We start from the raw sequence: 25131 nt of genomic DNA, 5'->3' as shown, positions 1-25131 counted from the left end.
CGCAGCCATATGCGGGAGTCCTCCCCAAACGGCCACGCTCACCCATGCCCAGCGCATCCAACCGGAGAAACCATCCCCAACTGCCTACACTCACCCCCCAGCGCAGACAGATGGAGATGGTTCCCCGAATAGCTACGCTCAGAGCCCCTCACCGCAGCCAAACAGCGAAACCTTCCCCAAACAGCTACGCTCAGCCGCCCTCAGCGTAGCCAACCGGAGAAGACGCATCCAGATCGCTACGCCGGCAACTGTCCGGCGCGGATAGAGACAGGCCAGAGCAGCGCAGCCCAGGCCCACAACCCACAAACCCACATAACCCCACAACCCTCGCGTAGCCAAATGAAAACGGTATCCCCAGATCGCCCACGCTTAACCGTTCCAGTCCTTTTCCATCCCCACCTCTCTCCTCCCGTTTCCTCCCCTTCTCCCTTTTTCTCCCGTCCCGTCTCCCCTCCTACCGCCCTCGCATTCCCTCAGCGTAGCCAAACAGCGAAGCCTTCCCCAAACAGCTACGCTCAGCCGCCCCCACCGTAGCCATATGCGGGCACCATCGCCAAATGACTACACTCAGAACCCCTCACCGCAGCCAAACGGCGAAACCATCCCCAAACAGCTACACTCACCACCCCCAGCGCAGACAGATGGAAACGACTCCCCCAAATCCCTACACTCAGCCACCCCCACCGCAGCCAAACGGCGGAGCCTTCCCAAAACGGGCACGCCCAGAGGGTAACAAACCCAGCAAACCCCACAACAAACAACAAAAGGGCCTCTCCTGTGCAATAACACACAGGAGAGGCCCTCAATCGAGCCAAATCGAGTCGCAACAGCGGGCTGCTCTACAGCCGCCGCATCAGCTCAGCTCAAGCCAGCTCAGCTCAAGCCAGCTCAGCTCAAGCCAACTCAAGCCAACTCAGCTCAAGCCAAATTCAGCAGCGCTGGGATCAGTAGCCCATGTCAGCGCCCTGAGCCGGAGCAGCTGCCGGCGGTTCCGGCTTGTTGGCCACAACGGCTTCAGTGGTGAGGAACAGGCCGGCGATGGAGGCGGCGTTCTGCAGAGCGGAACGGGTCACCTTGACCGGGTCGGTCACACCAGCGGCCAGCAGGTCTTCGTACTGATCGGTCGCAGCGTTGAAGCCCTGGCCGTCAGGCAGCTCACGGACCTTGCTGAACACGACGTCACCGGACACACCGGAGTTCTCGGCGATCTGCTTGATCGGAGCCTGGATGGCGCGGAACACGATGGCAGCACCAGTTGCCTCTTCGCCGGTCAGGGAGGTCACAGCCTCATCCTTCTCAGCCTTGGCGGCAGCCTGAACCAGAGCCACGCCGCCACCGGGCAGCAGGCCTTCTTCGATAGCGGCCTTAGCGTTACGCACAGCATCCTCGATGCGGTGCTTGCGTTCCTTGGCCTCGACCTCGGTGGCAGCGCCAACCTTGATCACGGCAACGCCACCGGCCAGCTTGGCCAGGCGTTCCTGCAGCTTCTCGCGATCGTAATCGGAATCGGTGTTCTCGATTTCGGCGCGAATCTGAGCCACTCGGGCGGCGACATCCTCGGAGGAGCCGGCGCCAGACACGATGGTGGTCTCGTCCTTGGAAACGATGACCTTCTTGGCGGAACCGAGCACGGACATGTCGATGGAGTCGAGCTTCAGGCCCAGCTCTTCGGACACGACCTGAGCGCCGGTCAGGATGGCCATATCCTGCAGCATGGCCTTACGGCGGTCGCCGAAGCCCGGAGCCTTGACGGCGCAGGACTTGAAGGTGCCACGGATGTTGTTCAGAATCAGGGTCGGCAGCGCTTCGCCGTCGACGTCCTCGGCGATGATCAGCAGCGGCTTGCCGGTCTTCATCACCATTTCGGCGATGTGGACGACGTCCTGCTGGGAGGACAGCTTGCTGGAGGTCAGCAGGATGTACGGATCTTCAAGCACTGCGGTCTGATCTTCGGCGTTGGTGACGAAGTACGGGGCGATGTAGCCCTTGTCGAAACGCATGCCTTCGGTGAAGTCCAGATCCAGGCCGAAGCGGTTGTTGTCTTCGACGGTCACGACGCCATCCTGGCCGACCTTGTCCAGGGCTTCGGCGATCTTCTCACCAACCTCAGGATCGGCGGCGGAGATCGTAGCAGTGGCAGCGATCTGATCCTTGGTCTCGACGTCCTTGGCGGCGGCGACGAGTTCCTTGACGATGACTTCGGTGGCCTTCTCGATACCGCGACGCAGAGCGATCGGGTTGGAGCCGGCGACCACGTTCTTCAGGCCTTCGTGCACGAGGGACTGGGCCAGAACGGTTGCGGTGGTGGTGCCGTCGCCTGCGACGTCGTCGGTCTTCTTGGCGACTTCCTTGACCAGTTCGGCGCCGATGCGCTCGTACGGGTCATCCAGATCGATTTCCTTGGCGATGGAAACACCATCGTTGGTGATGGTCGGAGCGCCATAGGTCTTGTCGAGCACGACGTTACGACCCTTCGGGCCCAGCGTCACCTTGACGGTGTTAGCGAGCTTGTCAAGGCCCTGCAGCATTCCCTGGCGAGCTTCCTCGTCATACGCAATGATCTTTGCCATGGTGTGTTTGTCCTCCAAATGGCTGAATATTCCAGTTTTCCACTGCTTGGTACGAATCATGATGCCGGCCGTCAGCTGCCTGTTATCACTCTCGCGCCTTGAGTGCTAACTGTGAGATTAGCACTCAAGGGGCGAGAGTGCCAACACGAAACCGCGATTGCGCTCTAGGCGAGACGACGGTTGAGCGTGGGTTTGCGACTGGCCGCTTCCATTTGCCTACGCCGAGGGGGCGCTTGGCACAGTGGCTGCAAGGCCTCTCAGCGTAGTGATCTGGTGATGCTTTCGCAGCTTACCTACGCTGAGGATGGCTGAGCGTAGCCATGTGGGGACACCTTCTCCGTTTGCCTACGCTGAGGAGCCGTAAGCGTAGTAACTCAGCGATGCCTTCGCCGCTTGCCTACGCTGAGGGATTCTGAGCGTAGCCATGTGACGACGGTTCCTCCGGCTGGCTGCGCCGAAGGGAAGGTGAGGGACGGCAAGGGGAAGACAGGAAAAGACAGGGGTTGAAAAAATCGGGGCGGCCGAGCGCAGCGATTCAGCGATGTCTTCTCCATTTGCCTACGCTGAGAGGTTCTGAGCGTGGCCATTTGGCGACACTCTCGCGGCTTGTCTACGCTGAGAGGCCGTAAGCGTAGCCATTTGCGGACGGTTTCGTCACCTGGCACCACCCCAAAGACGGCTCAGACTCAGTTCAGCAACACGACCACGATCGCCGCGCCAAGGCCGGAGGTCTGCTGGACGTCGGAGATGCCCAGCGTGTTCGCCACATCCTGAGCGGTGGCCTGATCGGCATCGTTCTGATACCAGACGACCGTCGATGCGGGCAGCGTGCCGCTCGGGTTCGCGGCTGCGACGTTCGCATACCCGGCCTGATTCAGCACGCCCTGCTTGGTGGCGGCGTATCCGCTGATGCCGGTGCCGTTGACCACGCGCACGGACAGGGAACGGTTCACTTGGGCGGCCTGCTCCTGCTGCTCTTGCTGTTCCTGCTGCTTCTCCTGGGCCGCTTTTTCCTCGTCGGCCTTCTTTTCAACGGCCTTCTTCTCCGCCGCCTTCTTCTTGGCGGTGGTGGTCGAAGTCTTGTTGGAGGTCTGCGATGTCGCGGGCGACCATGGCCACTGCACCTTACTGAATTCGCCGGAAAGCACACCCCACACCAAGAACCCGCACAGCGCGGCGACCACCACGACGATCACGAACGGCGCGTAACGGGCCACAGCCGAACGCCTGCCGCGATGTACGCCGGCAGGACCCTTCGGCGGGTTGTCGAACTCGTCCGCCGCATAGGATTCAACGCCGTTTCCATCGGTACTCGTCATAACGTCTTTCCTTCCATTCACAACTAGAACCGAGTGTAACGGCACCGCCACCCACGTATCTATACCGCCCGGCACCGTGCACCGTATGTGCACGAAATCAGGCACAGTCCCGAAGCGGACCCGAAACAGATCCGAAGCAGAACCCGGAAGCTCGTTTGGGAACACCGCCGAACCGCATGCAGGCACCATACAGGCACCATGCCAGCACACCATGCAGATGCCCGCAGGTACAGTGAACAGCATGACCGAAATCAAACCGTTGCGCGAATTAGTGGAAGCCGGATGGGCCGATGCCCTGGCGGACGTGGAACCGCAGGTGCACCGCATGGGGCAGTTCCTGCGTGAGGAGACCCGGGCCGGGCGACCGTGGCTGCCGGCGAGCCGTAATATTCTGCGCGCCTTCACCATTCCGTTCGATTCGATCCGCGTGCTAATCGTGGGTCAGGACCCCTACCCCACTCCCGGTCACCCGGTGGGATTGAGTTTCTGCGTGGCTCCCGACGTGAATCCGCTGCCGCGCAGTCTGGTCAATATTTATAAGGAGCTGACCGACGACCTGCATGTGCCGATGCCGAGCAACGGTGATTTGACGCCGTGGACCGAGCGTGGCGTGCTGCTGTTGAACAGATGTCTGACCGTGGGCGTGGGCAGACCGAACAGCCATCAGGGCAAGGGCTGGGAAGCGGTGACCGAGGCCGCGATCCGCGCGTTGAACGCCCGCACGGATGCGGATGGGAGGCCCAAGCCGCTGGTCGCGATTCTGTGGGGGCGCAATGCGCAAAGCCTGGAACCGTTGCTGACGAACGCGTTCATCATCAAATCCCCGCATCCTTCGCCGCTTTCCGCTTCGCGCGGGTTCTTCGGTTCGAAGCCGTTCTCGCGGGCGAACGAGGTGTTGATGCGCATGGGTGCCGAGCCGATCGACTGGCAGCTGCCCTGACGGTTGCGTGACGGGCTGGGCGGCATGCTGCGTGACTGACCGGGATCGGTCTGCGGTTGTTCCATTGACCGAACGGTGATGGCGAGACGCTTGCCCGTCATCACCCGCCGTCGCCATCGTCCACCGCCGTAGCCATCACCCACCGCACCGTCACACCACCGTCACAACATCCCCATGCAATCGCCACCGCCTCACCGTCCCCAGCGTCACCGCGCTTGGCTACCATGGGGCGCATGGCTATTTTCCCTCCGAATCCACAGATACCCGCCCAGCCCGCTTCGAGGCCCGCGTCTGCCGCAGCACACACATTGGCCGCAGACGACGTCGCACGGGCGAAGACTCTGGCGGATCGCATCCGCACACGCTTCTCGCAGACCCTGATCGGTCAGGAGCATCTGCGTGAATCCCTTATTCTTACGCTGGTGGCCGGCGGTCATATCCTCATCGAATCCGTGCCCGGCCTGGCGAAAACCACCGCGGCGCAGACCCTCGCCACCTCGGTGTCCGGCACATTCAAGCGCATCCAGTGCACGCCCGATCTCATGCCGTCCGACATCGTCGGCACGCAGGTCTTCAACTTCGCCACGCAAAAGTTCGCTACGCAGGTCGGCCCGATCCACGCCAACTTCGTGCTGCTGGACGAGATCAACCGTTCCAACGCCAAAACCCAGTCGGCCATGCTTGAAGCCATGGCGGAAGGTGCCAGCACCATCGGCGGCGAGCGCATCGCCCTGCCGCAGCCGTTCATGGTGATCGCCACGCAGAACCCCATCGAGGAGGAGGGCACGTTCGCGCTGCCGGAGGCTCAGATGGATCGTTTCATGATGAAGGCGATCATGAACTATCCGACGGCCGATGAGGAGCAACGCATGCTGGCCCTGCTTACCCGTCGTGGTTCCGACATGCTTGACCCGCTGCAGTTGCAGGGTGATCGTCTGTCCATTCGTGACGTGGAGTTCCTGCGTGCGGCCGCCAAGCGCGTGTACGTGTCCGACGCGATCATGCAGTATGCGGTCGATATCGCCGCGACGTCGCGTGGTGCCGGCACGCACCCGGTGCAGGGTTTGGGCACGCTGGTGCGTTTGGGCGCGTCGCCGCGTGCGTCGATCGCGCTGGTGCGCATCGGTCAGGCGAACGCGCTGCTTAAGGGCCGCGCCTATGTGATTCCGGAGGATGTGAAGTCCGTGGTCGCCGACGTGCTGCGTCATCGTCTGGTGTTGACGTTCGAGGCGTTGGCTGATGGCGTGACGGCCGATCAGGTGGTCGACCGTATCGTGCAGGCGGTTCCTGTTCCGTGATCGACGTGTTCGATTCGATGTTTACCGATCAGGACGAGCTCGGCTCGACCGCAATGCCCGCATCAGCCGCATCCGCGCCCGCAGCCGCCGCACCTGCCGACCCGATCCGTGCCAAGATCGAGGCCATGGGCAACCGTTTGGGTCTGCCGACCGTGGCCAAGGCGTTGGGTGTTATCGAAGGTGAGCATTCATCCCATCGTTCCGGTGGTTCGGATGAGTTGATGGATGTTCGCGCGTACGAGTCCGGCGACGAGGCTCGCTTGATCGAGTGGAAGACCAGCGCCCGCCAGGGCCGCCCGATGGTGGTTCGGCGTGAACGCCTGGTGACGTCGCGTGTGTGGCTGCTGCTTGACGTGGGCCGTGAGATGACGGCGTCGTGCGAGTCGGGCGAATTGGCGTATCAGGTCGCGGCGAACGCGTTGCGCATGTTCGCGGCGTTGTCGTTGCGCCGTTCCGACGAGATTTCGTTGGTGTTCGGCGATGCGGCGAGCATCACGCGCGTGCCGTTCAACGGCGATTTCTGCCAGTTCGAACGCACGTTGGATAACGCGTTGAAACGCAAGTGGGAGCATACGCGCAATATCGACGCGCTGCTCACGTATGCGCGGCGTATCAAGGATCGCAATGCGCTGATCGTGTTGGCGACCGACGAGCATGCGTTGACCAAGGATCATCTCAAGGAGATCCATCGCATCACGCGCACGCATCCGTTGACGTTGATCGACGTGGCCACGGCGAATCCGTTCGCAGTGGGCAAGGACCGGCAGGTTGCCGACGCGCGCACGCAGCGCAGGCTGCCGGCGTTCCTGCATGACAGGCGTGCCGCAGCCGAGGTGGCCACGCATCGTGAGTATATGGCTGCCGCGTTGGAGCGTGAGCTGTCGCATATGGGCGGGCATATGATCCACGCCGGGTCCAGCGCCGCCATGTTCGACGATTTCATACGACTGGTGTCGCGTGCGTTGGCGCGGGATACACGCAATCTGGTGGCTCCTGTGGCGGGAGGTGTGCAATGAGCGTGAATCTGGCCATAAACGCCGTAAACACCATGAATCCGGCTGCACGCTTGGCCGCGAGCGCCATGAATCTGGCGGTGAACACCGACGACCTGCGCCCGGCCGAATCCATCGACCTCGCCACGCCGCTTATCATCGCCGGCGTGCTCGGCGTACTGCTCGCCATGGCGCTCATCGCGGGAGCGGTGATCCTGTCACGCCCGCGTCGCAGCCATGACAAACCGCAACCGCGCGGCGCGCACTTGAGCGACACGGCCAAAACCCAATGGCATGTGCGCATCGACGACGTGCTGGCACGCTATCATGCCGGAACCATCGACCGTGAAACCGCGTTCATCGAATTGGCTGCGATCTGCCGTGGCATCGCCTCCGCGCACACGGGCCGCGACCTGCGTGCGCACACGCTCGCCGACATCCGCCGCGAACCGCGCAATCCCGCGACCCGAACCGGATTGGACACCCTGCGCATGACCATCGCCGCACTGTACCCGCCGGAATTCGCCGACGCCGCAGTGGACACGCACGCCCGTGAGGTGAGCGTCGACGACGCCGCCGGATGGGCCTCTACCCTGGTGGAAAGGTGGGGACGCTGATGCAGCTCTCCTGGCAAACCCCTTGGGCCGCGCTGGTCGGCGTGATGGTCGCGTCGGCGATCATCGTGCTGACCATAGCGTTCGCCTGCAAACACGACACCGACAACACCATGCAGGTGTTTTCGCTGAGCGACGACCTGCGCACCGAACGCGCCGCCAAACTGCTGCGCCAATGGCGTATCCTGAGCCGCACGGCCGCCGCGCTGATGGCCGTGGCGCTCCTGCTCACCTTCGCGCTCATCGCCCGCCCGATGAGCGTCGACCAAGGTGAGGAACGCGCCGGCAAACGCGACATCGTGCTCTGCCTCGACGTGTCCGGCTCGACCCTGCCCTACGACCGCGAAGTCATCAACACTTACCGCGATCTCGTCTCCCACTTCCAAGGCGAACGCATCGGCATGAGCATCTTCAACTCCACGTCACGAACCGTGTTCCCCCTCACCGACGATTACGAACTCGTCAGCCACCAGCTCGATCTGGCCAGCAAAGCGTTGAGCGGCGTGCAATCACAGGATGACATCGACAAGATGAGCGAAGAGGACTACCAGCGCATCTCCGACTGGCTGGAAGGCACGCAGAACCGCAAGGACACCACCTCGCTGATCGGCGACGGCGTGATCTCCTGCGCGGCGATGCTGCCCGGATTCACCTACGGTTCCGCGAACACCACGGGAAGCACCGAACGCACCCGCGCCGCATCCATCGTGCTCGCCACCGACAACGTCGTTTCCGGCAAGCCCGTCTACACGCTCAAACAGGCGCTCGACCTGACCAGCCAAGCGCACATCACCGTGGACGGCCTGTTCTCCGGGCCCGTGGAAAGCGAAAAGGACGACACCACAACGAATATGCGCGAACTCATCGAAGCGCATCATGGCACCTTCCTCACTCAGTCGGGCGGTACCAGCGTGAACGAACTCGTACGAGACATCAACACGCGACGCACCAAGGAAAGCGAAACCGCTTCCAAAGCCTCCATGGTGGATGACCCCGCATGGTGGGTGCTCGCATTGGCCGTGATCGTAACCGCATGGCTGCTGATCGTCTGGAGGTTGAAGCGATGAACATGTTCACCTTCTCACCCCTACTCGGATGGGGCGTCGGCGGCCTGATCGCGCTGGTCATGCTGGCGCTCGCGATTGTGGAGGTCGTGCGGCACACGTTCGGCGATGCGGGCGACGAGACGATGCCTACCTGCGTGCGCCGCATGCTGATCTGCCTGACGGTGGGCGCGATGGCTCTCGGCCCGAGCATGACGGTTTCGACCACGAGCCGCGCGGTGAACAACACCGACGTGGTGATGGCCGTGGACGTGACCGGTTCGATGGCGGTCAAGGATGCGGCATACGGCTCGAATGAGGCGATGACGCGCTTGCAGGCGGCCAAGAAAGCCGTGGATGATTTGACGAGGACGTATGCGGATTCGAGTTTCGCCGCGGTGCGTTTCGGCGCGTCGGGCACACTGGACGTGCCGTTGACGCCTGATGCGGCGGCGATCCGCAATTGGGCTGCGACGCTCGCGCCCGAAGCGACGAGCGTATCCTCCGGCTCCTCGCTGGACGCGCCGCTCGACCAGCTCATCACCACGTTGAAGGAGATCCGCTCCGCGCATCCCAACGATGCGATCGTGCTGTATCTCATCACGGACGGCGAGCAGACGTCGGTGCAACCGCGGCGCACGTTCTCAACATTGCGCCATTACCTGAACGACGCGTTCGTGGTGGGCGTGGGTTCCACCGAAGGCGGCAAAATCCCGCTGATCGAGGACGGGGTGTCGTCTGATTCGTCAGGCGATTCGTCGTCGGGTTCGTCGTCGGGCGCTTCTGGCGATTCCGGTTCGTCCGGGAACAACGGAGACAACGGGAACAACGGGAACGCGAGCCAGCAGTGGGTCACCGACCCCGATACCGGTCAGCCGGGCGTTTCGAAGATGGATGAGACCACGTTGAAGAATCTGGCCGACGAGATGGGCGGCAGTGTGGTCGAATTGTCCGCGAAGACCACGATGATGAACGGGCGTTCCGCCGCAGCGTCGAAGAAGTGGAGCGTGGGCGTGACCGCGAAGCAACGCACCCGAGTGAACCCGGTGGTATGGCCGCTGGCCGCGGCTGCCGCCGTGCTGCTCGCTTGGGAGATGGGCGCGTATATCGCGATGTCGAGGAGGCTGCTATGAGCAACGAACGCAGGGAATCAGCGGCACGTGCGGTTCCAGCGGTACGCGCCCGCGCATCGCTCGCCGTGCGCGTCGCCATGGTCGTGATCGCCGTCGCGGCGCTGGCATTCGCCGTACTGGCCGGTTTGAACGTGGCGTCCTCCGCCCGGTTCAATCAGGCGACATCCTCGCTGAACGCGAATCTGAAACTGGCCGTGAAAAACGACGCCGATCTGGACGCGTTGAAAGCGAGCCAGCAGCAGACCGATGCGCAATTCGAGGACGCTGCGCGACTTGACGCCGTGCTGCTTCCGCAACTGCGGCAGGCCATCGGATCGAATACGCGGGTTTCCGCCGAACTGACGAAACGCATCGAACAGGAATTGGCCAAGCAGCGCGGCGAGAACAACGATACGAATTCCAACGGCACTTCCGGCGAATTGGAGGGTGCCGTCACCGATTCGAAGGATAGCCGGAAGAACGATGGCGGGTTGACGGACGAGCAGAAGAAGCAGGTGGAGGATCTGCTGAAGGCGAACCAGCCGTCCACCGACACGAATCCTTCGACCAATACGCAGACCGATAAGGGCAGCAGGAAGCCGCAAACGTCCAAACCGTGGTGACGTGACTCGCGCGTGGTGGGGTGCGCGGGGTGGTTCTCCCCGTTTCCGGACAAGAATGGGCCGATTCCGTCCGATTTTGAGGATGGCGCGGCCGAAAGTCAGGAAGGCTTCCCTCGGAATCAACATTTGTGACCAAACCGTGATGAACGCCGAAGGTCCCGACCACATACCCCTGTTCGGCTGGACGAAGCCGGCACGGCCCCTGTTCAATGGGGCCATGAGTATCACATCACTTTCAGGAAACGGCACGCAACCACTGTTCGCCGCCGCACAAGCGGCATCCGCAGGCACCGGCTGCCCATGCCTCACCGTCACGGCGAACGGTCGCGAGCGCATCGCCGCGCTCGCCGCCAACAGCGCTTCCGTGCATGCCACGATTCGGGAGGCTGTGGCTTCGGCGCATGGCATTGATTGGAGCGGCAGGGCGGCCGACCATTACCGGGATCGTCTCGCCACCGTGCGTAATTCGTTGGATGCGCATGACGGTGAGGCCCGGTCGACCGCGCAGGTGGCGCAGGTTTCGCGCATTCCATGGACGCAGGGAGACACATGATGGGTTGGCAGGTTACGTCGTATGTGTATGGCGGGCATCAGTTGGCGCCCGCCACGTTGGAGGATTACCGCCGGGTGGCCACGGCGTTGGATGATGCCGGTGGGCGGCTGATCGCGCATGGTATTGCGTGGCGGCAGGCGGCGATGGATCTGGCACGAGACCGGGCCAGCGTGCCGTTGTGCCCGGTGTTGTCCGGCTCGGGGGCAGGAGCGGGAGCCGGGCTGGGAGCCGGTTCGGGAACCGTGACGACATCGTTCCCCGCTTCCAACGCCATCACCGGTTGCATTGCCGCCCCCTATGGCACGAGAGCTGGTGGCACGGCCGGTTCGGCTGGCACGGGTGGCGCGGCTGCGACGGCAGGTCAGATGACCGTCATGCATGGTTCGCTCCCCTATGAGCGGCTTATCGCGTTGTGTGGCGAGAACGCGAGGAACTGCGATGCGGACGGTTTCCAATTACGCCGTATGGCCGAACTGCTGGTCCGCGCCCACAGTTTGTACAGTGAGGCCGAGTGGAAGGCTCGCGAAGCGTTCAACGAGGTGGGGCAGGCCGTCACGAAATCCGCGCCCGGTTATACTTCGCTCGGCATGCTCGGGCTGATTCTCGGCGGGTTGGGTGCGAGTTGGATCGCCGAAGGCAAGCCGAAACCGGCCGCGGCCTCGCAGATGACGGCACCGCTGCAGGAGGCGTATCTTTCGGGCATCGGGGCGCTGATTTCCGGCACGACGTATATCAAAGGGATTTTCAGCAAGGATGAGGTGAATCAGGCAGCGGGTTCGATCAGCAAGTATTCCGGGCCGGTGAAGGACCTCGCGCAGGGCAATACGTTGACGGTCCGACGCGTGCGTTCGACCGTGGATATGGTAGGCCCAAGCACGTCGGTGGCTGAATCGTTGGAGAATCTGCGCAGGCTTGGCGAGGAGAAATACAAGCTGGGTTCCGGATTACGCTATGCCACGATCGCCGTGCAGCGGTATGAGCGTGAGGATGGTACGAACGCCTGGCTGGTTACGATTCCAGGTACGGATGGTCATGCCGATTCGCCGTTCGGTTGGGAGCAGAACGTCGAGTTGATGAGCGATGATGCTGAGCAGCGCAAGCGGGCGGATAGCGCACGCATGGTGGTTGAGGCGATGCGCAAGGCTGGTATCCGTTCCGATGAGCCGGTGGCGTTGATCGGCCATTCGCAGGGCGGTATCGTGGCCGCGCAGATCGCCGCCGACCAATCCGACGCGTACAACATCTGCCATGTGGTGACGGCCGGATCGCCGGTGGCGAATCATCCGATTCCGGAGAAAACCTGGGTGACCAGTATCGAGATCGAGGATGAGCTGGTGGCCGCGTTGGACGGTGCACAGAATCCGGAAACGGAGCATTGGCTGACCATTCGCGGCACGGTCACACCGACCCCGCCGCAGGTCGTGGAGGATGGCGTCATCATCCCACCATCGAACCCGTATGCCGCCTCGCCGGTCACGAACGCTTTGGAAAGCCAGGAGCTCAGTCATTGGCTGAAATACCATCAGGCCGCGTATCAGAACGCCAGCGACTTGGGCTCGCAGGCGGTCGACAAGCATGAACGGCATTTCGCCGGCGTGATTTCGGGCAATCTGCGCGAAACCCTCTACTATGAGGGGCGCATGTCACGGTAGGGAACCATGCCGGGGATTGTGATGGGAAACGATGATAGGAGCCGCGATAGGGAACCGCGATGAGGGCGACCGCCCGGTAGGCCAGGACGGCCAGGCATAGCGGGTTCAGACCGGCATAGCTGATGCAACCGGCACAGCAGACACAACCAGCGCAACGGTACAGCCAGCACGGCGAGTAACCAGCACGGCAGGTACAGAACGGCATAGCGGGTTCAGACCGGCAGAGCACGGGTACTGCGGCATTCGTGCGTGACGGTTTGTATACTGACGGGCATGTCGCATATTCTTCTGGGAGTCACTGGATCGATCGCAGCGTTCAAGGCATGCCATCTGGCATCCGACTGGACCAAAGCCGGCCATGAGGTGCGCGTGATCGAAACCATGGCGGCCGAACAGTTCGTCACACCGCTCACCTTCACGTCGCTCACGCACACGCCGACCCGGACCGCCATGTTCCCGCAGGTCACGGCCTCGGCCATCCAAGGCGATGTCGTCAGCAACCCCGCCAATCCGGCATCCATCAACCACATCGCCGACGCGGCATGGGCGGACGCGCTGGTCATCGCACCAGCGAGCGCCGACATCATCGCCCGCATCGCCGCGGGAATGGCCGACGACACCCTCACCTCCACGATCCTCGCCTACTATGGCGATATCAAAGTGCTCTGCCCGGCGATGAACGTGCACATGTTCGACAACCCCGTCACGCAGCGTAACCTCAACACCTGCCGTGAACTCGGCTGGACGATCGTGGAACCCGGTTCGGGCGAGCTCGCCTGCGGCGACACCGGCAAGGGACGCATGGAGGAACCGGCCGCCATCGAACGAATCGTGGCGCAGCTGATGGACGCATCCCACTCCACAGCGAACGAGAACGCCGAAGCCGAAGCAACTGCCAGTACCTCTACAGGTTCCAACGTCCCCGCAAGCACCAGCGCCACAACGCCCATTCCCCTGCCGCTCCACGGCCTGCACGTGCTCATCACCGCCGGGCCGACACAGGAACCATTGGATCCGGTACGCTTCCTCACCAACCATTCCACCGGCAAAATGGGCTACGGCTTCGCCCATGAGGCCGCAGCACTCGGCGCGACCGTCACACTGGTCAGCGGACCGGTCAACCTGCCCGAACCCGACGAGCCGAGCATCGAAACCATACACGTCACCACCGCGCAACAGATGTTCGAAGCCGTGCAGCGCAACTACCAGTCGGCGGACATCATCGTCATGACCGCAGCCGTGGCCGACTTCCGCGTCAACAAGATCGCCGACGAGAAAATCAAGAAAGCCGGGCGCACCAGCATCCGGATCGAACTTGTCTCCAACCCGGACATCCTCGCATGGGTCGGCGCTCGCAAACGCAACGACGGCTCGCAGGTGCTGTGCGGGTTCGCCATGGAGACGCAGAATCTCATCGAGAACGCGGCGAAGAAGCTGGCAAGCAAGAATTGCGACATGCTGGTGGCGAACAACCTGCGCGACGCCGGCGCCGGGTTCGGCACGGATACGAACGTCGTAACCGTGCTCACGCCGGGCGCGAACGACGGCGACGATAACGCAGACGCAACGGCAGACGCTATGGCAGACGCACCGAACGCGAGCGCACCGAACATCGAAAAATGGCGGAAAATGGGCAAAACCGACTTGGCGCACCGGTTGCTGCTGCGTCTCGCCGAGATGCGCAAGGCGTGACCCGAACCGTGATTCCCCGAACCGTGATTCGCGCATGTCCCGCGCGGATCGCGGTCATCGCGGCTTATAGTGGTGGCGGCAGCGCATGCCCACGCGCCAACAACATCGACCGTCCGGCAACGCAGGCATCGCCGCGGTTTTGCCGGCCAGCCGCAGCAACCGCAGCAACCGCAGCCAAACCACAATAACCACAGCAACACCAACAACCGCAACACCACCAACCACCGAGGGAGCATCGAGCATCATGCTGATGGCAGTAGATATCGGAAACACCAACATCGTCATCGGCTTTCTGGAAGGCGAGCGCATCGTCGGCTCCTACCGCATCACCACGAAAGCCCTGCACACGTCGGACGAATATACGGTGATGATCTCGCAGTTCCTGCAGATCAGCGGGTACACGCGGCATGACGTGGAGGATGTGATCGTGTGTTCGGTGGTGCCGAAGGTCATGCATTCCTTCCGCGCCTCGATCATCAAATTCCTCAGTTTCGAGCCGATGGTTGTGGGACCGGGCATCAAAACCGGCATCAACATCCATATGGATGATCCCAGGACCATGGGTGCCGACTGCCTGACCGATTGCGTCGGCGCGTACTACACGTATGGCGGCCCGGTGCTGGTGGCCGATTTCGGTACGGCGACCACGTTCAATTACGTCGATGCCAAGGGCACGATCCGCGCGGGGTATATCACGACCGGCATCCGCACCGGCGCCGAAGCCCTGTGGGGGCAGACCGCGCAGCTGCCCGAAGTGGAGATCGTGCGCCCGAAGTCGATTCTCGCCACGAACACGCGCACCGCCATGCAGGCCGGCTTGTATTACACGTTCCTCGGCGGTATCGAGCGCACGATCCGGCAGTTCCGCGAGGAGATCGGAGAGCCGTTCAAAGTGGTCACGACCGGCGGTTTGGGACGTATTTTCAAGGATGATACGGATGAGATCGACGTGTACGATCCGGATCTGATCTTCAAAGGCATGGCCCTGATCTACAAGCGGAACGTGCGGTAAGCGCAACACACGGCAACGCAGAACACCCGAAATCAGACAAATTCAACCCATTTTTGTCCGATTCTGGGGAAGGCCCGCCCTCGGGCTCCCCAGCAATAGCTGCACAGTAACGCAGCTCACCGCACGGTGAAGCCCTGGTTCGTGCCGTATTCCTTGATGTCCTTCTCCCACAGGGCGATGCCCTGCTTCAGCGTCACCTTGTCGGTCGGCTTGTCGAACGGTTCCAAGGGCTTGCCGTTATCGTCCAGCAACCCTTCCTTCACGGCCTCCTGACGCTTCAGGTAGGACTGCCACGAGTTCGCCCAACGGTAGGCCGTGCCCACGGTCGCGCTGAAGTCGCTGCGCGCATACACTTCGAACGGTAGGTACTGGTAGCCGGTTGATACGTTTTTCGCCGCCTCGGAGAGTTCCCGGTTGAACTGTTGCCCGCCGAAGTAGGGGATATCGAGGCCGCGCGAATCCTTGATGGTGGTGCGTGAGAGGAAACTGGAACTGGTCAGCGTGGGCAGGTCGGCGGGGAATGCGCCGCCGTCCACACGGGCACTGATTCCTTCGGCGTTATGTGCCGCGAATTCGACGAAACGGTATGCGGCGTCCGGTTTACGGGTGGATTGCAGTACGCACAGCGCGGAACCGCCGTTTTCCGAGGTGACACGCTTGCCGTCCACGGTCGGCATTTGCGTGACACGCCACAGGCCTGCGCTGCCGGGAACGTCGGATTGCAGCAGCGAGGTCATCCACGCTCCGGAGAACACGGATGCGATCGTGCCCCTACCGAGCCCGCGCTTCCAACCGTCCGACCATGTGGCGCTTCTGGTGTCGATGAGGCCTTCGTTGATCATTTTCTGCCAGAATGCGGTGAATTTCCTTACGCCTTTGTCTCCGGTGAGGTTGACGGTTACGTTCTTGCCGTCTTCGCTGGTGGTGAAGGGTTTGCCGCCCGCGAGCCAGATCATGGCGTCGTAGAAGCTCGCATCGCCCGAATCGGCGGTGATGTACGCGCCGGTGGCTTTGAGTTTCTTGGCGGCCTCGTAGTAGTCGTCCCACGTTTTGATTTTGGTGGCATCCACGCCCGCGTCGTCGAACACGGTTTTGTTGTAGAAGAAGGCCATTGGGCCGGAATCCATGGGCAGGCCGTAGATTTTGTCGGCCAGGTGCACGGATGCCCACGTGCCCGGCGAGTAGAAGCTGCCGAAGTTGCTTCCGACCCGACCCGTCAGGTCGAGCAGCTGGCTGGATACCGCGTACTGGCGCAGCGCGTAGTATTCGATCTGTGCCACGTCCGGCATGTTGTAGCCGTCCTGGATGGCGGTGTTCAGGTTGTCGTACCCGGAGATGCTGGTCAGGTCGACGGCGATGTCCGGGTTTTCGGATTCGAATCGTTGCACGACCGTTTCCATGCTTGGTTCCCAGCTCCATACGGAGATGTGCGTGCGGGTGTCGGATGATTGCCCGCATGCGGCGAGGCCCATGATTGTGGCGATGCTGGCGATGGCGGCGACGGCGCGGGTGACGTACCGGCTGCGGGCACGAGTACGTGTCCGGGCAGAAGTGCGGATGTGGCCATGGGCACGAGTACGGGTGCGGCTGAAACGGCTGGGAGCACCGGGATGACCGGAATGACCGTCCGACGCGCGACCACCAGCGATGTGAAACATCTCGTGAAACACCTTGTGGAGCTTGCGCGGCTTACGGGACTTGCGGAACGTGTGCATGGTTATCAGTGTAGCGACAGGCCGCGGCGTAAGGCGATGCGAGACGGATAGGCAGATCAACAGCCAGCGTGATCACTTACGCAGCCACACCGCGTAACCGTCCAGACAATCAGACCCAGTCAAGCCCAGTCAAACTCGATCAGCTAATCTTCCGCCCGGCCCACGCTCGTCACTCCGCCCGGCTCACGCTCAGTCCCCGCAACCGAACCGGTACAACGCCCATCCCTTGGCGTAACCGCCCTTGCCGGAATAGTCGCGCACCTTCTTCAGCGTGCCGTTCTTCACATACCTGGAGATCAGGTTCCGCTTGTGGAACGGGTCGTACTGTTCCTTGAACGTGAACATTTGCAGGCTCGGCGCCTGATCGCCCATCGTCAGGAAGTATTCGGGCGTATCCGCGCCGATCGGGCACACCGTGTTGAGCAGCGTCTTGGCGTTGCCCGAGTCGAAGGCGCGTTCCACTTCGCCGAAGATCGCACCGTTCTTCTCCGCGGCCGGATTGTAGATCGGGAACAGCATGGTCGTGTTGAACATGGCCTTGCCGTACATGGAACCGTTCAGCGGGTCCGAAATCACCACCGACTTGTCGCCCACGACCCGCGCGACATCCTGCAATACCTCGTATTTGGATTGCGTGAGCTGCTCGTCCGGCTGATCGTCGGTGAGTTCCATGTTGGCGTACACCGCGTCGGCGACCTGGCTGCACGTGACGTTCGTGAACTGCGGCACCACGGCGAGCGCGACCACCAGGATCAACGCGACGACCGTGTCCGCGCGGCGCGTGGACAGTTCGCATACGGCGCTGGCGGCGAACACGATCAGGGTGATGAGCGCCAGCGGAATCATGGTGAGCGGGCGGACTTCGGTGCGATACCACACCGCCGCCATGATGTTCGGGAACCAGCCGGTGAGCGATGCTGAGCAGACGAGCACCAAGCCGAACAGCAGGACCATCATCGCCACGGAAACCGCGTCCTTACGCAGCTGCCCGCTGGGCACGTGGGGGGTGGTCTTCAGATGCTTGCCCGTGGAGGGTTTCGCCCGCATCATGCGAGGCGAAATGGCGACGAGCAGTGTGATCACGAACGCGACGACCACCACGATGCCCGCGAATATGCCCGTCGCCCCCGGCAGCTGGTCGGTGACGAATATGCGCAGGGCATCCTGCACGCTACGGCTCGGCGTGTAGGTGTGGAACCAGTCGGCTGGGTTGAAGTAGCGGGTGGACTGGTAGTGCGAGGTCATGTAGAAGAAGAACGCAACCCCGGCCGCCAGTACGGCGAGGAATGCTCCGAGAATCAGCTTCCATGGCAGTCGGAGCAGTAGGAACGGGGCGACGAACAGCAGCCAGGTGAACGCGATGCGCGGGTGTGCGACGAGGCACAGTACGCCCGCGAGCGTGGTGAGGAGCAGCCAGCCGAGGATGGGACTGAGCCACCAGCCGCGTTTCGGCGCGGTATGCCGGTTGGCGATGGCGTCGAAGAAGCGCAGGGTCGCGTAGATCCAGAATGGGAGGATGGCCGTCGCCAAACCGTATGCGAGCAGCGGACCCGTGGCGAGGCTTTGGAAGGGGTAGCAGGAGGATGCGATGGCCAGCAGCGGTACCACGAACGCCATGATGCAGGGGAATATCACGCAGCGCAGGGCGTTCATGTCCCGTTCCCCCAGGCCGTCGGAGTCGTTGCCGGGCAGGTCGGCACGCGCCGCGCGACGGCGCGAACGGCAGGTCCAGTAGGAGGCGAGCAGCTGCATGCCGGCAGGCCAGATCAGGCCCGCGCCCGCGATCCACACCACGTTCAGCGCGGTGTACACGTTGACGGTCACGCCGAACAGTGCGGCGAGTTTGATCAGCCCCGCTGCGAGCAGATGGAACATGGGCGGGTAGAACGCGTCGTTCGGCCACAAGTGGGTTGCCGCGCTGATGCCTTCGTCGAGGATTTTGCGGATGAAATAGTAGTGCGCCGGCGCATCGATCTCGTGCAGCGGGTAGTTCCATGCGGCGTAGCCTTTGGGGAACCATGCGATCACGATGGCGAGCGCGGCGAGCACGCCCAGCACCATGCATGCGGGGACGGCCAGTCGGCCCGGGCGTTTGGGGGCTGGCGTCTGATGGTCCGCGGTGCCGAGTGCTTTGAAATCAAGTTCTTCGGGCTGCGGTTCGTCGGTGTCCGTGCGCGCGCCCGTATGCGCGCCCGCGTTCATGTCTGGTTTCGTGCCAAACCCTGTGCCCGGTTTCAAGCCAAACCCCATGCCGGGTTTCGCGCCCGGTTCCGCGTCGGGTTCCGTATCCGCTACGGCTCCCAGTACCGAGCCGAGATCCACGAACGTATCCTCAAGATCACGGTCCGCGATGGTGCCGGAAGTTCGGCCGGGCGTTTGGCCAACGGTTCGGTCTGAGGCTCGGCCGGCGGCTTGATTGACGGTTCGGCCGGCGGCTCGGCCGGTCTCCCCTTCGGCGTTCCGGCCGGGATTCCGATTGGCGTTCCCGTCCTCGCCATTCGCCCCGGACCGCATGGACGGCGGCATGAAACGGCTGTCGTCATCCTGACGGCCGCGCTGTTGATCGTTGGCATTCGGCATTGCGCACATGGATTGTCGAAACCTATCTTCTATCGCGTGTGATGTTGGGTTTGATGTTCTTGATGTTGACGTGTATGACGTGTTCGCCTGCACGGCATGATCCCGTCGTCTCAGCCAATGCCATACGCTCGACGGTGAGCGCGGGCATGGCGGTCGGATCGGTCTTGTCGTACAGCCGTATCCGGTCGAATCGACCGGTTCCGTCCCGGAACGTTCGCCGGTCCCTGCTGTTTCCTTCGCAGGGCCCGTGCACGTTCTCGGATGTTTGGCTGTTCAGTCGTCCAGCGGCGCCGGCATCGGACGCCAGTCGGTGTCGTGCAACAGCTTGCGCGAGTCCCACCAACCCTTGGCGATCTGCACAAGGCCGGTACGCAGGTGTTCGCGGTCGACGGCGACCAGTCTGATGATCTCCTTGGCCGCGGTTGCGGCGGTGCCGAGCGCGAACAGGAACGGACGGTAGTCGCCGTACACCATGAAATAGCGGGCCATGTAGCCGCGATTGCGCATGATGTGGTAGCGGTTCATGTCGGACGTGGAGTTCAGCTGACGCACGCCAGCGATATCCCAATTGCCAATTTCGCGCGTACGGCGCAGAACGACGTCGGGAACGACAATGGGCTGCGTGACCTTGCTGGCACGGTAGCCGTAGATGGTGTCATCCCAGTAGATGAAGAAGCGCGGATCGGGCAGGCCGATCTCCTTGACGACGCGACGGCTGAACAGGCCGCCTTCGAAGCACAGCGTGTTCATGACGCGGTAGCCGGCCGGGCCGAACGCGGCGGGCGCGATAGGGTTCGGAATACCTAGGCCGATCCGGAAATCGTACTGCCAGTAGAACGGACCGCCGTCGTAATCGAAACGGCTGCCCTGGATGACCTCGTGGCGCTTCGTCCACGGTGCCAGCTTGGCGATGGCGTCCGGCAGCACCGCCACATCATCATCCATCACCCAGAACCATTCGGCGCCAAGCTCGTACGCCTTCTTCACGCCTGCGGAGAAGCCGCCGGCACCGCCGAGATTCTCGGTTTGCGGCGCGTACACCACACGGGACTGCCCACCGTTGCCGTCGACGATGGTCTTGCCCCAACGGCCCGTGACTTTCGCTTCGAATTCCTCGACCATGCCCTTGGTTTCGTCGGAATGCTCGTTGTCGACCACGATGATGCGCCACGGGGCCTGTTCGAGCGCAAGAATCGAGTCGAACAGTGTGGCCAGAAGATTCTGGCGCTTGTAGGTGGTGATGACCATGGCGAGCTTGTCGATCGTCGCCGGCTTCGCATGTCGGCCGGATTCAGCCGCATTCCTCTTCAAAACGTTCCCATTCGTCATAGGGCACATTGTCCCACTACCTCTAGGCAGGGGCCTGCGCTTTGCATGGTTGTGCACAGAGGCCTCACGGGTGGGGCGCCCGTATGCGGGATGGAGGGATGACAGACGGGGCGACGTGCAGTTGATAACTGCCTTGCACCGCAACGAGACACGCCGAACGTGCATGCACGCGGAATGTGCGGTATTCTATTCAAGTTGCGTTTCATGCTTCGGCAGGAAGTGCATGGAGAATTCGCCTAGTGGTCTATGGCGCACGCTTGGAAAGCGTGTTGGTGTAACAGCCTCACGAGTTCGAATCTCGTATTCTCCGCCATCAGGGTTTCCGGTTTTCCGGAAACCCTTTTTTCACACTAAGGCACCCCCACACACAACAGCAACCACATGGTCCGTTTGAACAATTCCGGCGACGACCAGCACCGGACTATCAGGCAATCAGCGCGGTAACAGTACGTGGCACAAAACTCATCCACCGGCAAAGAGAACCAATGGCGAAAGATATAGACATGACCATCGGAAGCGTAGCCAAAACAGCCGGGTTAGCCTGCAATCGGCTAAAAGTCCAAGCTAGTTCGTCTGTGCGGCTTTGCGATTCGCCGCGGTAAGCCATTCGACGATCTGCGTTTCACTCACGGGCTTCATATCCCACGCATCCATACCGATATTGACGCACAGCGAATCGGTACCGTCCGGCGTGGGCTGATGCGTGTGCCCGTAAATCAGCCAACTCTCCGTGGTGGGCGCATCGTCGGCGAACTTGGCCAGATCATCCGGCCAAACGCCATGCCCGTCGATCATCGCCGCAAGACGCGGGAAATGACTCAACCCCACGTTCTGCACGGTGTTCTGCACGGTGTTCTGCACAGCCGCACTGCCATCGGCATCGCCCAGTACGGGCAGTTCCATGCCGATCTCGCGGTAGTCGTCGATGGTCTCGAACACGTCCTCGTACAAGGCATCGTTGAAACGCAGACGGAAATTGCGGTCATGGTTGCCGATGATCATGTGCAAATGCCTGCAGTTGATGCGACGTAGACAGTCGAGCGTGTGCGCGACGGTGCAACGGAACGAAATATCGCCCAGCAACCACAGTTCGTCATCCCGGCCGACAGTGGCATTGATCCCCTCAATGGCGGCATTCTCGTGCGCTTCCACGTCGCTGATGGCCTTGAACGAAGTCTGGTTCTCCTTCACATACGATTTGATCCACTCATGGGCCTTCTCATCGCCCTGTTCCGCGCGAATCTGCGCGTATTCGGCACGAAGCCGGCCGTTGTTCAGATACCCTCGCAGCACGCTGACCAATGGATGCCCGAAATGAGTGTCGGAAGTGAAGTATCGCATGCCCCAATCGTAACGCGCGACGTCCGATGCCACTCCACCCGCTCCCCGAAGCCCAATGGCGTCGCCGTCCAGCCGAGCCTACAATGAGTACAATCGGACGCACGACGATTCCATCGAAGGGGACTAGGATGAGCCAGATCACGACGCCGCAACGAATCCTATTCTGCGGCGACATTCACGATAAAAACGACCATGATCTGCCCGTGGATCGATGTCATAGTCGACAAATACGCCATCGACACGATCGTGATTCTGGGCGACCTGCTTGACGAATGGAGGATATCCGCCAAGGATCAGATCAAGGCGTTCCAGCTGTTTCATCATTGGGTCAAAGCCCGTCGCGACAAGGGGCTGAACGTCATCATCCTGCTCGGCAACCATGATTTGACCTACTGGACGGACAGGGAAAGCAACGAATTCCGTCTCTTTCGCCGCACCTGCCCCGGGTTCAGCCCGGCATCCTGGAAGGATGTTCATCCGCTTCTGCATGATTTGGACGCACGCATCTGTTATGGATTCCGCAACGGCAAAGGCGAGCAGGTGCTCGCCACGCACGCTGGCGTCACCCAGCAATGGCATGACTGGTGGATTGGCCGCATGGAGGAACTGGGCGAAAAGCCGTCCGGTGACTTGGCGGAAAATCTGCAGAGGTTCTTCGAACGACATCCAGGACCGTTCGGATGCATGGTCGGCACGGGGCGCGGCGGCTTGGATCCACAGATGCCGCCATCACCGGTCTGGGCCGACAAGCGTGAACTGGCCAACGATCCTTTGGCGGATGTCATTCAGATTGTGGGGCACTCGCCCGTATCCAAAGCCATGCAGGATACGCACGGCAACTGGTATCTGGATACGTTCAGCGTCGACAGCCTGTACCGCCCGTTGGGCGACGGCAGCATGATGATCTACGACGTCGCTGCTGGCGATGCGTCCGAAGTCTGGGAATGCGCGCCACCGGAAGCCTTCCGCATCTGAAGAGAGGCCGTATTCCCGGTCTCGCAAGGCGAGATGGCGTGGTTTTCGCTAAGCTGAATAGCGGAACGTTCCTAGCCATGAGAGAGCTCGCCTCGCTCCCGCCGGGCGATCGCGTGAAAGGGGAAGCCGATGCCGAAAGAATACTGCGACCAATGTGGCCAACCGTTGTCTCCTGACACCAGATTCTGCCCCAATTGCGGCGAGCCCGTCGACATTGAAGCGACGATACGAATCCCCCAAGGTCAGCTGTATATGGGCACGGCCAATACGGATTCACCGGCATCGCAGCCGGGCGGACTCGCGTCGGCGCCGGTTCCGGAAAGCGACGGCGTCGACATGCTCAGCGAATACGGCGGATACGACACCTACGATCAGTACGGTAGCGAATACGATCCGCACGCGCCCGCCTCCTACGCTCCCGAACAGAGCGGTCCCCAAACACACGTCACCGAAACGAACAACGCGGTTTCACGCGGCACCAACGCCGCCTCGAACGCGAACACGGATGACGCCGACATCACCGCCAGCGTTATCGTCCGCGGCCCGAACGGCAGACCCGTTTCCGGGAACATACCGCCCTCCAAGCATACGGATGATGCGGTGAACAGTACCGCAACCGCATCCGGCAACGCGAACGGTTCCTACATCAATGTTCCCGCCTATACGGATGATGCCTGGTGGGGCGATGCCGGCCAGAATGATGCCGGCCAGACGGACCAGCCTGCCGGCGGCACGAACGGCTCGCAACCACCGGCACCGCAACCGGCGCCACGAACCTTACCCAGCAAACCCACCTCCGCCAAAAGCAAAACAGGCAAGGGGAAGACAGGCAAAAGCAAGCCCTCCTCAACCGCGTCCCGCCGTCATACGAACAGGGTTATCGCGGTCGCGGCGGCGGTCTGTGTCATCGCAATCCTAATCGGCGTGAGCGTGACGCGTATGCTTTCGTCCGGGCGGAACAGCACGACGTCTGACTCTACGAGCAGCGCTTCCGCGTCGAGCGGGAAGTCCACCGGCACAACAAAGGCCGATGGCACCAAGCAGAGCGGGAAGTCCACGCAATCGACATCCGGAAACACCGGCAAGAAAACCGATAAGCAGTCCACTGAACAGTCCGACAAACAAGCCGACAAACAGACCGAAGCGAAACAGGCACAGGGCGGCCCGTATCTCAACGCGCGATTCGGTTACACGGTCACTGTGCCGGATGGTTTCACCTGGCAGCAGGAGTCGAATAATGGCGACGGATGCCAGTTCACCAATGACGGTCTGGGCATGATCATCACCGTATCCGGCACATCGAACGCGTTGAACGAGACGTTGGACAGCGCGTTCGACTCCGTGACCGCCGGACATCCGGTCTCCTACCAGCAGAAGCTCGGCACCGAATTCACCGCCACTTGGGAGGAGAACGGCACCATCACCTACATTCGCGAACTGTATTCCGCCGACACGCTTCGCACGCTGCGCTTCGACTACCCGGCTCCGCACCGCGACCAGTGCGACCGCATCGTGGAACAGGTGGTTCCGACATTCGGCATCACGGGAACGGATGCGCAGTAATCGGCATGCGTCGAGACGTTCGCGCGCAGGGCACGAGGGCGGACGGCAGAGGTACTGTGCACAGTGTTCACGTCGGCTTGGTTTTCCGCCCGCCTGCGAATACCCTTGGCACGTAGGCATGTACGCAGGCGTGTTTGCACGACGAGCGGTTGTCCGGTTAATACGAGCATGGCCGTGATACGCGACCGTGACGCCTACGTCACGAAGG

The 25131-nt window shown here is 62.0% G+C and carries 20 protein-coding genes and 1 tRNA gene; 14 read left to right on the top strand and 7 right to left on the bottom strand.

Annotated features, from left to right (window positions below):
- Positions 1-944: 944 nt before the first annotated feature.
- A complete protein-coding gene (gene groL / locus BUB29_RS08135; RefSeq protein ID WP_033522773.1) occupies positions 945-2570 on the bottom strand; it encodes a chaperonin GroEL in 1626 nt (541 codons plus the stop codon).
- A 686-nt stretch (positions 2571-3256) separates the two neighbouring features.
- Positions 3257-3889, bottom strand: coding sequence for a LytR C-terminal domain-containing protein (locus BUB29_RS08130; RefSeq protein ID WP_033522533.1), 633 nt, complete (start codon positions 3887-3889; stop codon positions 3257-3259).
- A gap of 241 nt (positions 3890-4130) precedes the next feature.
- Between BUB29_RS08130 and BUB29_RS08125 the strand changes: the two genes are divergently transcribed.
- From BUB29_RS08125 to BUB29_RS08080, 10 genes are all read left to right on the top strand, one after another.
- Positions 4131-4829, top strand: coding sequence for a uracil-DNA glycosylase (locus BUB29_RS08125; protein WP_033522772.1), 699 nt, complete (start codon positions 4131-4133; stop codon positions 4827-4829).
- Between the two features lie 233 nt (positions 4830-5062).
- Positions 5063-6127, top strand: coding sequence for an AAA family ATPase (locus BUB29_RS08120; RefSeq protein WP_033522531.1), 1065 nt, complete (start codon positions 5063-5065; stop codon positions 6125-6127).
- 53 nt (positions 6128-6180) lie between these two features.
- A complete protein-coding gene (locus tag BUB29_RS08115; protein ID WP_051915293.1) occupies positions 6181-7143 on the top strand; it encodes a DUF58 domain-containing protein in 963 nt (320 codons plus the stop codon).
- Positions 7140-7736: an EGFR-like transmembrane domain-containing protein gene (locus tag BUB29_RS08110; RefSeq protein WP_051915247.1), complete on the top strand. Its 597-nt coding sequence runs from the start codon at positions 7140-7142 to the stop codon at positions 7734-7736. Before BUB29_RS08115 ends, BUB29_RS08110 begins: the two co-directional genes overlap by 4 nt.
- Positions 7736-8800, top strand: a complete 1065-nt coding sequence (locus tag BUB29_RS08105; RefSeq protein WP_033522529.1) for a VWA domain-containing protein — start codon at positions 7736-7738, stop codon at positions 8798-8800. Before BUB29_RS08110 ends, BUB29_RS08105 begins: the two co-directional genes overlap by 1 nt.
- Entirely contained in the window at positions 8797-9909 is a 1113-nt protein-coding gene (locus tag BUB29_RS08100; RefSeq protein ID WP_033522527.1) for a vWA domain-containing protein, read from the top strand. The genes BUB29_RS08105 and BUB29_RS08100 overlap by 4 nt, the downstream gene beginning before the upstream one ends.
- Positions 9906-10511 carry a DUF6466 family protein gene (locus BUB29_RS08095; protein ID WP_033522525.1) on the top strand — a complete coding sequence of 202 codons (606 nt, stop codon included), beginning with the start codon at positions 9906-9908 and terminating at the stop codon, positions 10509-10511. The genes BUB29_RS08100 and BUB29_RS08095 overlap by 4 nt, the downstream gene beginning before the upstream one ends.
- 217 nt (positions 10512-10728) lie before the next feature.
- On the top strand, positions 10729-11064 hold the full coding sequence (locus tag BUB29_RS08090) for a hypothetical protein (protein WP_143155187.1): 336 nt from the start codon (positions 10729-10731) through the stop codon (positions 11062-11064).
- Positions 11061-12716: a PGAP1-like alpha/beta domain-containing protein gene (locus tag BUB29_RS08085; protein WP_033522520.1), complete on the top strand. Its 1656-nt coding sequence runs from the start codon at positions 11061-11063 to the stop codon at positions 12714-12716. The genes BUB29_RS08090 and BUB29_RS08085 overlap by 4 nt, the downstream gene beginning before the upstream one ends.
- Before the next feature lie 273 nt (positions 12717-12989).
- Complete coding sequence (locus BUB29_RS08080; RefSeq protein ID WP_033522519.1) at positions 12990-14408, top strand: bifunctional phosphopantothenoylcysteine decarboxylase/phosphopantothenate synthase; 1419 nt, start codon at positions 12990-12992, stop codon at positions 14406-14408.
- Positions 14409-14462: 54 nt separating this feature from the next.
- On the opposite strand, the gene BUB29_RS09750 is transcribed toward BUB29_RS08080, so the two are convergent.
- Positions 14463-14654, bottom strand: a complete 192-nt coding sequence (locus tag BUB29_RS09750) for a hypothetical protein (RefSeq protein WP_143155186.1) — start codon at positions 14652-14654, stop codon at positions 14463-14465.
- Here BUB29_RS09750 and BUB29_RS08075 point away from each other — a divergent pair.
- Positions 14653-15420 (top strand): type III pantothenate kinase, encoded by a 768-nt coding sequence (locus tag BUB29_RS08075; RefSeq protein WP_033522518.1) that lies wholly within the window; start codon positions 14653-14655, stop codon positions 15418-15420. The genes BUB29_RS09750 and BUB29_RS08075 overlap by 2 nt on opposite strands.
- Positions 15421-15536: 116 nt before the next feature.
- Here the strand turns inward: BUB29_RS08075 and BUB29_RS08070 are convergent, their stop codons facing one another.
- The 3 genes from BUB29_RS08070 to BUB29_RS08060 form a co-directional block, all read right to left on the bottom strand.
- Entirely contained in the window at positions 15537-16892 is a 1356-nt protein-coding gene (locus tag BUB29_RS08070; protein ID WP_033522769.1) for an ABC transporter substrate-binding protein, read from the bottom strand.
- 432 nt (positions 16893-17324) lie between these two features.
- Entirely contained in the window at positions 17325-19715 is a 2391-nt protein-coding gene (locus BUB29_RS08065) for a DUF6541 family protein (RefSeq protein WP_267895175.1), read from the bottom strand.
- A gap of 273 nt (positions 19716-19988) precedes the next feature.
- Entirely contained in the window at positions 19989-20963 is a 975-nt protein-coding gene (locus BUB29_RS08060; protein WP_051915292.1) for a glycosyltransferase family 2 protein, read from the bottom strand.
- Between the two features lie 306 nt (positions 20964-21269).
- On the opposite strand from BUB29_RS08060, the gene BUB29_RS08055 reads away from it, so the two are divergent.
- Positions 21270-21357 (top strand) — tRNA-Ser (locus BUB29_RS08055).
- 251 nt (positions 21358-21608) lie between these two features.
- On the opposite strand, the gene BUB29_RS08050 is transcribed toward BUB29_RS08055, so the two are convergent.
- A complete protein-coding gene (locus tag BUB29_RS08050) occupies positions 21609-22418 on the bottom strand; it encodes a metallophosphoesterase family protein (protein ID WP_234945719.1) in 810 nt (269 codons plus the stop codon).
- Positions 22419-22577: 159 nt separating this feature from the next.
- On the opposite strand from BUB29_RS08050, the gene BUB29_RS08045 reads away from it, so the two are divergent.
- Both BUB29_RS08045 and BUB29_RS08040 read left to right on the top strand, forming a co-directional pair.
- Positions 22578-23360 (top strand): metallophosphoesterase, encoded by a 783-nt coding sequence (locus BUB29_RS08045; RefSeq protein WP_033522517.1) that lies wholly within the window; start codon positions 22578-22580, stop codon positions 23358-23360.
- A gap of 129 nt (positions 23361-23489) precedes the next feature.
- Positions 23490-24923 carry a zinc ribbon domain-containing protein gene (locus BUB29_RS08040; RefSeq protein WP_073117623.1) on the top strand — a complete coding sequence of 478 codons (1434 nt, stop codon included), beginning with the start codon at positions 23490-23492 and terminating at the stop codon, positions 24921-24923.
- Positions 24924-25131 lie beyond the last annotated feature (208 nt).

This window comes from Bifidobacterium merycicum DSM 6492, assembly GCF_900129045.1.
GTDB classification, from domain to species: Bacteria; Actinomycetota; Actinomycetes; order Actinomycetales; family Bifidobacteriaceae; genus Bifidobacterium; species Bifidobacterium merycicum.
Note: the sequence above shows the minus strand (reverse complement) of the source record. Positions and strands in the feature narration are given on the sequence as shown.